This is a genomic window from Flavobacterium sp. HJJ, assembly GCF_015351475.1.
GTDB classification, from domain to species: Bacteria; Bacteroidota; Bacteroidia; order Flavobacteriales; family Flavobacteriaceae; genus Flavobacterium; species Flavobacterium marginilacus.
Window position 1 is genome coordinate 1 of sequence record NZ_JADKPR010000046.1, and the last position, 7,226, is coordinate 7,226.

Sequence of the window (7,226 nt, forward strand, 5' to 3'; positions counted from 1 at the left end):
TTTTTTACCATTGACACCAAAGAATCGTTCAAAAGTTGGGATTAGGCAAAAAGATTCAATAATCTAAAGAGAAAGAAATCTATCTTTCTTAACTCCTCTAAACTGACTTCTAAATGCTTTTATTTTGACATTGAAAGATTCTCCCGGATCAATCCAAAAACCTGTGAAGTAGCAAAAATTACGCATAAATATTAGTTCGGATCAGGTTTTTGGTTTGATTTAATATTTTATATGACTATCCGTGACTAATACCAAATCGATAAAATTGACCACAGATTATAAAGATTAACACAGATTATAAAGATTAACACAGATTTCTAAAAAATGCATGCAAAATCTGTGTAATCTGTGAAAAAAAAATATTTAGTATGCTTTGTGGATAGTTATATTATTTTAAATCATCTTTTATTTTATTAGTGCAAATATTCGAGACATTCAAATCTGCTTTGAAAGATTCAAAAAAACGGATATTCTAATCCAGTTATAAGGTTAAATATAAATAAAAGATAAAAAAAAACCGTCTATTTATAAGACGGTTTGCATTTTGTTTGATAAGATTGATCTTATTTTGTTTCGCTCTTCTTAATCTCATTCACATATTTGGTCAATTTTTTTCCATAAAGTGAGCTGGCTACTTTTGGTGTCATTGATTTTTGAATGGTATCCAAATATTTAATGTTGATATCATAGATTTCAGCCAAGGCAATATATGGTGATACCTCATAATCTTTATGGTTTACTGCAAAATTGGTCGCATAAAGATATTTTCGCTTGATATTACTTTCTTGGGCAACAGTAATACTGTCAATTGCTTTAATATTATTGCTTTTTAAAGCTTTGAATTTTTTCTCAATTAAAGTTAGATTTTCATCATTGAAACGAGAATTTATTTTTTTGTATTCTTCATATAATTCTTGATTTTTTGAGCCAGTAATTTTTGCACTTGAAATAAATGAATCTAGATTGGTATCGATATTTATTGTACCCGCTTCTGCAAAAAACATAATATTATTATCAAGTGAATTGGTAACGCCTCTATCAAGATATAAGTACAGCATTTCAGGTGATTTTAAATCAAGGTTACTTTCAAATACTGATTGTCCGTCAATTTTAATAGTGTCGATAGCTATAAGAGCAGAATCATTGTATTTTTGAATGTATAAAGTCCCTTCTTTTAATCCTTTGATATTTCCTGTGATGTGCAGATTTGTTTTGGATTCATTTTTGTTACAAGCAACCAAAAGAAGTAGGGTAACAAATGCAATAATAGTTTTTTTCATATGTAAGTAAATTGGTTTTGGGAGCATAAAACGGAATTCTGCAAAGTTGAAGAATAGCTGTTTTAGGTTCGTTTATTTTTGGCGCAAAATAAAGAAAATTGTTGATATGAATGGTTTTAAAGAGAATGAATTTTAAAAAAAATCCCAATCTGATTTAGATTGGGATTTTATAGTGGTTATTGAAATTATCCTTTAAGCCAAGCTGTTCTCAAAGTGATTTTTGATGCATCTGATGCTTCAAGTCCTTCTGAATCTACGTATGGCAATTTTACATTTCCTTTTATTATTTGTTCTTTTCCATCTCGTTTAATTTTGATAGAGATAGGATCATTTTCTTTCCATTTTTGACTATAACTAATCATATCATAAATATTGTCCAAAGAATAAGGGGTATCATTGACAGCAAGAATAATATCTCCTCCTTTTAGATCCAATGTTGTGTAGAAAATATGCAACTCTTGATTTGGGCGAATAAAAATTTCTTTATTTTCCTTGTTTACACCAATGTATGGGACTTGACCTTTTAGAAATATTCCATCAGGTGTTTTTTTGGTAGTTTTGGTAATGCCTACTTTTGCCAGATAATCATAATAAGGGATTGGAGTAGGACCCGAAACGTATTTACTTAAAAATTCACCAACTTCAGGATACGTTAATGATGTTATTTTTGCGAATAAATCAGCATCATTAAATGGTTTTGAAACTCCATATTCATTAGATAACTGGTGCATTAAATCTAATATTCCTCTTTTTCCATTGCTGCTTTCTCTGATTTGGATATCCAAGCACATGCCGATTAAGGCTCCTTTTTGATATACATTTAGATATTGGTCTTTATATGGCTCAGTTAAAACATTTGCACTCATTGTTGTGAAAGGCATAGTGTCATTCATGGCATTAGCACCTTGAATTTTTTCAGCTATATGGGAATAAAATTCATTTTCATCAATTAAACCTTGATTGATTTGGAATAAATTGGCAAAATATTCAGTTACTCCTTCATACATCCATAAATGCTGAGACATTTTTGGAGCATTATAATCAAAATACTGAATTTCTTTTGAGTGAATGGTTAAAGGAGTTACGATATGAAAGAATTCATGTGAAACCACATCCTTCATTTGTTTAACCAATTCGTCTTTCGGCATCATTTCAGGCATTACAACTGTTGTGGCTGTAGGATGTTCCAATGCACCAAAGCCTTTGGCATCTGTTGGCGACATAGTAGAAAGATAAAGGATAACGGTGTATTTTTTTGTTGAATTTACTTTGCCTAAAAATGTTTTTTGGGCAGTCATCATTGTTTTCATTTCAGGAGTAATACTTTCTGCAGTAAATTTTCCTGATGGTGAGTAAACTGCAATTTGAATATCCATTCCATCAACTGTGAAACTTGTGTAGTCTGGTTTAGAATACATAATTGGATTTTCCAATAATTCAGAGTAAAGTGGCATTTCAAAAAGATCGGCTGTTACTGATGCATCTTTGTCAATCATTGATGTCGCTCCCCAAAGTGCTGCAGGATGTGTTATGCTAACTTTGTAAGGTATTTCTTTTTTGTCTTGAAAATAGCCTACGAAACCATGAAGATTAAGCATGAAATTTTTACCGGTGTCAATATTTGTACCTGCAGGTGAGAACACATCGTCTTGTCCAAAACCTTTTCCTTTTTCACTATCGAATGTGTCGTTTACTAGGTAGGTAATTTTTACTAATGTCTTTGCATTTTTGATAGACCAAGTATTATCATCAGTTTTTGAAACGGTCAGTAAATTGCCTTTTTTGTCATAGGCTTTGAAATCAGCAACATATTTTCCATAATCATCTACTGAGTATGTTCCTGGAACTGTTTTAGGAAGACTATAAGTAATGTCTTCAGTTTTGATTTTAGGAGCTTTTACAGTAACTAAAACCTGATCGTCTTTTACATCGGTAAGATTGATGTTAACTTCAATTTCTTCTTTTTTTTGGTCTACAGTTTTTGTAGTGCTTGCTTTACCAGTCCAAATTAGAGAAGAAAAAGCAAGAGCAAAGATTATTTTTTTCATTTTGTCTGTGTTTGTTTTGTCTATTAGTATTTCAAATTATGAAAATGTTACGAAATGATGCTAATAAAGTTGTTTAAGTTAAAAAAAATCAGAAAATAGTATTTTCCTTATTCTTGAGATGAAGATTTTTAAATAAAAAAACTCCTGATAAACAGGAGTTAATGGGTTTGGTTAGTCTAATTTATTTTTTATGTAATATTTGCCATCTAAGTCTTCGTCAAAATCATCAATTTTTAAAGGCTTTGGTTTTGGTTTGCTTGCAATTGCTTTCTTTTTCCACATTTCATATTTCTCAGTCGGCATTTTCTTTTTCATAATTTCAAGAACCTCCTTCTCAGCTAATCCAAATTCTTTTTGAATAATTTCAAATGGATTTCTCTCTTCTTGGGCCAATGTAATCAGTCTTTCTGTTTGTTCCCAGTTTAATTCTTTGCGGCTACTCTTTTTCATCACGTGAAAATTAATTCAATTTGGTTTAATGATTAATAAATTTGATTTTAAATCTTATACCAATATTAATAAAAATTATTATTACTTTTTATTTTAGGTAAAAAAAAAATCAATTTTTTGACTCTTTTAAATTAGTGTTATTTTTAATAAAAAATATTGAGGATTCTTTTATTTAATCACTCTAAATGTGAGGTTTATTCGAGAACCGATAGTTTTTGTAGTTTTAGGAATTTGATGTTTCCAAAAATGCTGTGTTGTGCCTTTCATTAACAGCAGACTGCCGTCTTCTAAAATAATATTCTTCTTTTGATTCACATCAGTATTATGTTTTAAATGAAAACTGCGTTCGGCTCCTAAACTTAGTGATGCGATTACGGGATTTTTGCCTAATTCCTTTTCGTTATCTGCATGCCAGCCATTGCTGTCACTCCCATTTCTGTAATAATTCAGTAAAACGGTAGTGAAATTGGTGTTTGAAATATTTTCGATTAAAGATTTAATTTTTTGTAAAGTTATTGTCCAATGATGAGGCTGCATGGTGATATTAGAGTAGGAGTAAGGCTTTCCTTCGTTTCCATATAAAGCGGTTAATCTCGGCTGTAAATGTTTTTTGCCATAAACCGTAATTTCATCTTGTTGCCAAGGAGTGCTTTCAAGTAGTTCTAGAAAAAGCGAATCGGCTACGTCTTTTGAAAGAAAAGCGGGAAAGTAGATGATTTCGGCATCGGGTAAATTAAAAACTATGGGGTCAGATTGAAAAAGTGAATTCATACTGCAAAAATAAAGAGAAAAACAAAATCTACTATTTCATTTTTCTCTTTTATAATTTATTTTGAATCGAAAAAAATCTAAACTTCAGAATGATCTTGTAATAAATTTTTATAAATGAAACCAGCCACAATAGCACCTAAAATAGGAGCGGCCCAAAATAACCAAACTTGAGATAAAGGTTCTCCGCCAACGAAAACAGCCTGCGATAATGATCTTGCTGGATTTACTGAAGTATTTGTAATAGGGATGCTGATTAAGTGAATCAGGGTAAGTCCAAGTCCAATAGCAATTCCGGCAAATTTTTCATTTGCAAATTTATCCGTGGTGCCAAGTATAATTAAAAGAAAAAATAATGTTAGAATAAATTCGGCTATAAAAGCAGCTTGCAGTGAATAACCGTCTGGAGAAAAAGCGCCATATCCATTTGATGCAAAAGCTCCAGCTTTTGTATTGTCAATCATAAACCCAGCTTTTCCAGAAGTAATTGTAAACAGTGTTCCGGCAGCTGCAGCTGCTCCTATGCATTGAGCTATAATATATGGAAGCAAATCTTTGGCAGAGAATCTTCCGCCAGCCCATAATCCAAAAGAAACTGCGGGATTAAAATGCCCTCCTGATATATGGCCGACAGCATATGCCATGGTCAAAACAGTAAGTCCAAATGCTAATGAAACTCCCACAAATCCAATTCCTAAATCAGGTATGCCTGCTGCAAAAAGTGCGCTCCCACAACCACCAAAAACCAACCAATATGTTCCGAAAAATTCTGCAAAAAGTTTTTTCATGATAAAAAAATTAGTTAATAGCTATTTGGTAAAATGTTTTTAAACAGTTTTCAATATAATGCTTTTATAATTTAATAAGAATTGTATTGATTACGAATTTATAAAAACAACAACAAAAAACAGTTATTATTGTTTTTTTATGCTGATAATCAGTGTGGTTGCTTCTTTCTGAAATTAATATTCATTATTATGATAGCTAATATGATAAGGAGAATACCAATCCACTGTACTAAGTCAACTTTTTCATGAAGCAGGAAATAAGCCATTAAAACAGAGACAGGAAGCTCAAGGGCTGAAACTATACTTCCTAATCCAATTCCTGTTAGAGGAAATCCAGCATTCATGAGTATTGGCGGAATTATTGTACCGAAAAGAGATAATATGATTCCCCATTTAAGGAATATAGTAAAATTAAATGCGGTGTTTTGTGTTGCAATTCCAAAAGTAAAAACAATGACAACCCCTCCCAGAAGCATATATAAACTGCGCTGTGCTGAAGAAATTCCTAAAGCAACTCGGTTAGCCGTAAACATCGTTGTCGTGAATGAACAAGCTGCCAAAAAACCAAAAACCAGCCCTTTCCAATCCAATTGAATTTCATTCTTAACGATGTTAGTCGCTAGAAGTGTTCCAGCCAAAACTATTAGAGCTGCAATAATTTTTTGCTTTGAAGGAACTCTTTTTTCCAAAAACATTTCAAGCAGTAAACCAATCCATACCGTCTGCATCAATAATACAATGGCAATAGAAACAGGAATATATTTAACGGCCATATAATAAAATACGCTTGTTAATCCTGTAGATGTTCCTGCAAGCATCAATTGAAATATGTTTTTTGAGGTTGCTTTCACAATTTCATTTTCAGCTTTCGCTTTTTGAAACGCATTAATAATAAGAATTCCAATAATGCCCAGAATAAATTGAGAGATTGTAACTTCAGCGGTAGTATATCCTTCGCCATAAGCCATTTTTACAAATGTAGCCAGCATGCCGTAACTAGCAGCGCCAATCGCGACAAGGAAAACCCCTTTCAGTGTGTTGTTTTTAAGCATTGCTAAATATGTGATTTATAAAATATGGAAAATTATTTTGCTTCAATATTTAAATGTTGCTCTTTTTCAACACCTATATGAGTGAGGTCACTTAGATGTAGGCGTAATGCTCCAACCGAAATATTAATTTCCCAGAAACACAGAGCCAAAGAGATTAATAAAGCAAGAAGACTAAAGCCGAATAAATAAATTCCAGTCAATTGATAATCCAAAAACAATACAAGCATTGTGAAAACAGAGAGAAATAGACTCAATACACCAGCCATTTGCATAAAACGAATAAGTGTCAGTCTTAAATTAAGGTTTTTTATTTCAAGCAAAATCATTCGGTTTTCTTTTTCCTTGTAAGCTTTCTTTAAACCTCGAATAATGGTAGCAAGCGTCAAAAACCGATTAGTATAAGCCAATAATATCAAAGAAGTAGCCGAAAACAGTAATGCGGGAGTTTCAATATGTAATGTCATTTCAGTATGTTTAGTTTGCAAAGGTCGTACTTTTTAACAGATTAATAAAAAATGACTTATTATTATAGTATAATATTTATTAGCTTGATCTTGTTATGTGCTTCCATGTTGATTGCTGAATTATGGTTTTTCATGATTTCCGTTTCTATGATGGCTTTTGTGTTAGAGAAGATAGTCGGTACTTAGTATATATGTATATGTTATTTTGAAAAGGAAAAGAAGTAAAGTCGGCTCAGATTCCCCTCCAAAGGAGGGATACTCGCAGGACAGGACTATTCCTTGGTTCTGAATAATCGCTAAAGAACTCCCCGGAATCCTGCCAAAAACGACAAACCCCGCCCAGATTACCTTTCAGAATTCAAAAATCCTCAAAAAT

At 32.0% G+C, this 7,226-nt stretch carries 7 protein-coding genes; all 7 read right to left on the bottom strand.

Annotated elements, in window-relative coordinates; translation table 11 throughout:
- Positions 1-563 precede the first annotated feature (563 nt).
- Entirely contained in the window at positions 564-1,280 is a 717-nt protein-coding gene (locus IRZ80_RS20420; protein WP_194644163.1) for a DUF4369 domain-containing protein, read from the bottom strand.
- 185 nt (positions 1,281-1,465) lie between these two features.
- Positions 1,466-3,328, bottom strand: coding sequence for a peptidase M61 (locus IRZ80_RS20425; RefSeq protein WP_194644165.1), 1,863 nt, complete (start codon positions 3,326-3,328; stop codon positions 1,466-1,468).
- 171 nt (positions 3,329-3,499) lie between these two features.
- A complete protein-coding gene (locus tag IRZ80_RS20430) occupies positions 3,500-3,778 on the bottom strand; it encodes a DUF2805 domain-containing protein (RefSeq protein ID WP_194644167.1) in 279 nt (92 codons plus the stop codon).
- A 168-nt stretch (positions 3,779-3,946) separates the two neighbouring features.
- Positions 3,947-4,549 (bottom strand): alpha-ketoglutarate-dependent dioxygenase AlkB family protein, encoded by a 603-nt coding sequence (locus IRZ80_RS20435; protein WP_194644169.1) that lies wholly within the window; start codon positions 4,547-4,549, stop codon positions 3,947-3,949.
- Between the two features lie 77 nt (positions 4,550-4,626).
- Complete coding sequence (gene aqpZ / locus IRZ80_RS20440) at positions 4,627-5,334, bottom strand: aquaporin Z (RefSeq protein ID WP_194644171.1); 708 nt, start codon at positions 5,332-5,334, stop codon at positions 4,627-4,629.
- 149 nt (positions 5,335-5,483) lie between these two features.
- On the bottom strand, positions 5,484-6,386 hold the full coding sequence (locus IRZ80_RS20445) for an EamA family transporter (RefSeq protein ID WP_194644173.1): 903 nt from the start codon (positions 6,384-6,386) through the stop codon (positions 5,484-5,486).
- A gap of 32 nt (positions 6,387-6,418) precedes the next feature.
- Positions 6,419-6,850, bottom strand: a complete 432-nt coding sequence (locus IRZ80_RS20450) for a DUF2721 domain-containing protein (RefSeq protein WP_194644174.1) — start codon at positions 6,848-6,850, stop codon at positions 6,419-6,421.
- Positions 6,851-7,226: the final 376 nt, after the last annotated feature.

Bases quoted from the DNA above. Each gene is read 5' to 3' on its own strand.
- IRZ80_RS20420 (WP_194644163.1), bottom strand. From the start codon at position 1,280: ATGAAAAAAACTATTATTGCATTTGTTACCCTACTTCTTTTGGTTGCT.
- IRZ80_RS20425 (WP_194644165.1), bottom strand. From the start codon at position 3,328: ATGAAAAAAATAATCTTTGCTCTTGCTTTTTCTTCTCTAATTTGGACT.
- IRZ80_RS20430 (WP_194644167.1), bottom strand. From the start codon at position 3,778: ATGAAAAAGAGTAGCCGCAAAGAATTAAACTGGGAACAAACAGAAAGA.
- IRZ80_RS20435 (WP_194644169.1), bottom strand. From the start codon at position 4,549: ATGAATTCACTTTTTCAATCTGACCCCATAGTTTTTAATTTACCCGAT.
- aqpZ (WP_194644171.1), bottom strand. From the start codon at position 5,334: ATGAAAAAACTTTTTGCAGAATTTTTCGGAACATATTGGTTGGTTTTT.
- IRZ80_RS20445 (WP_194644173.1), bottom strand. From the start codon at position 6,386: ATGCTTAAAAACAACACACTGAAAGGGGTTTTCCTTGTCGCGATTGGC.
- IRZ80_RS20450 (WP_194644174.1), bottom strand. From the start codon at position 6,850: ATGACATTACATATTGAAACTCCCGCATTACTGTTTTCGGCTACTTCT.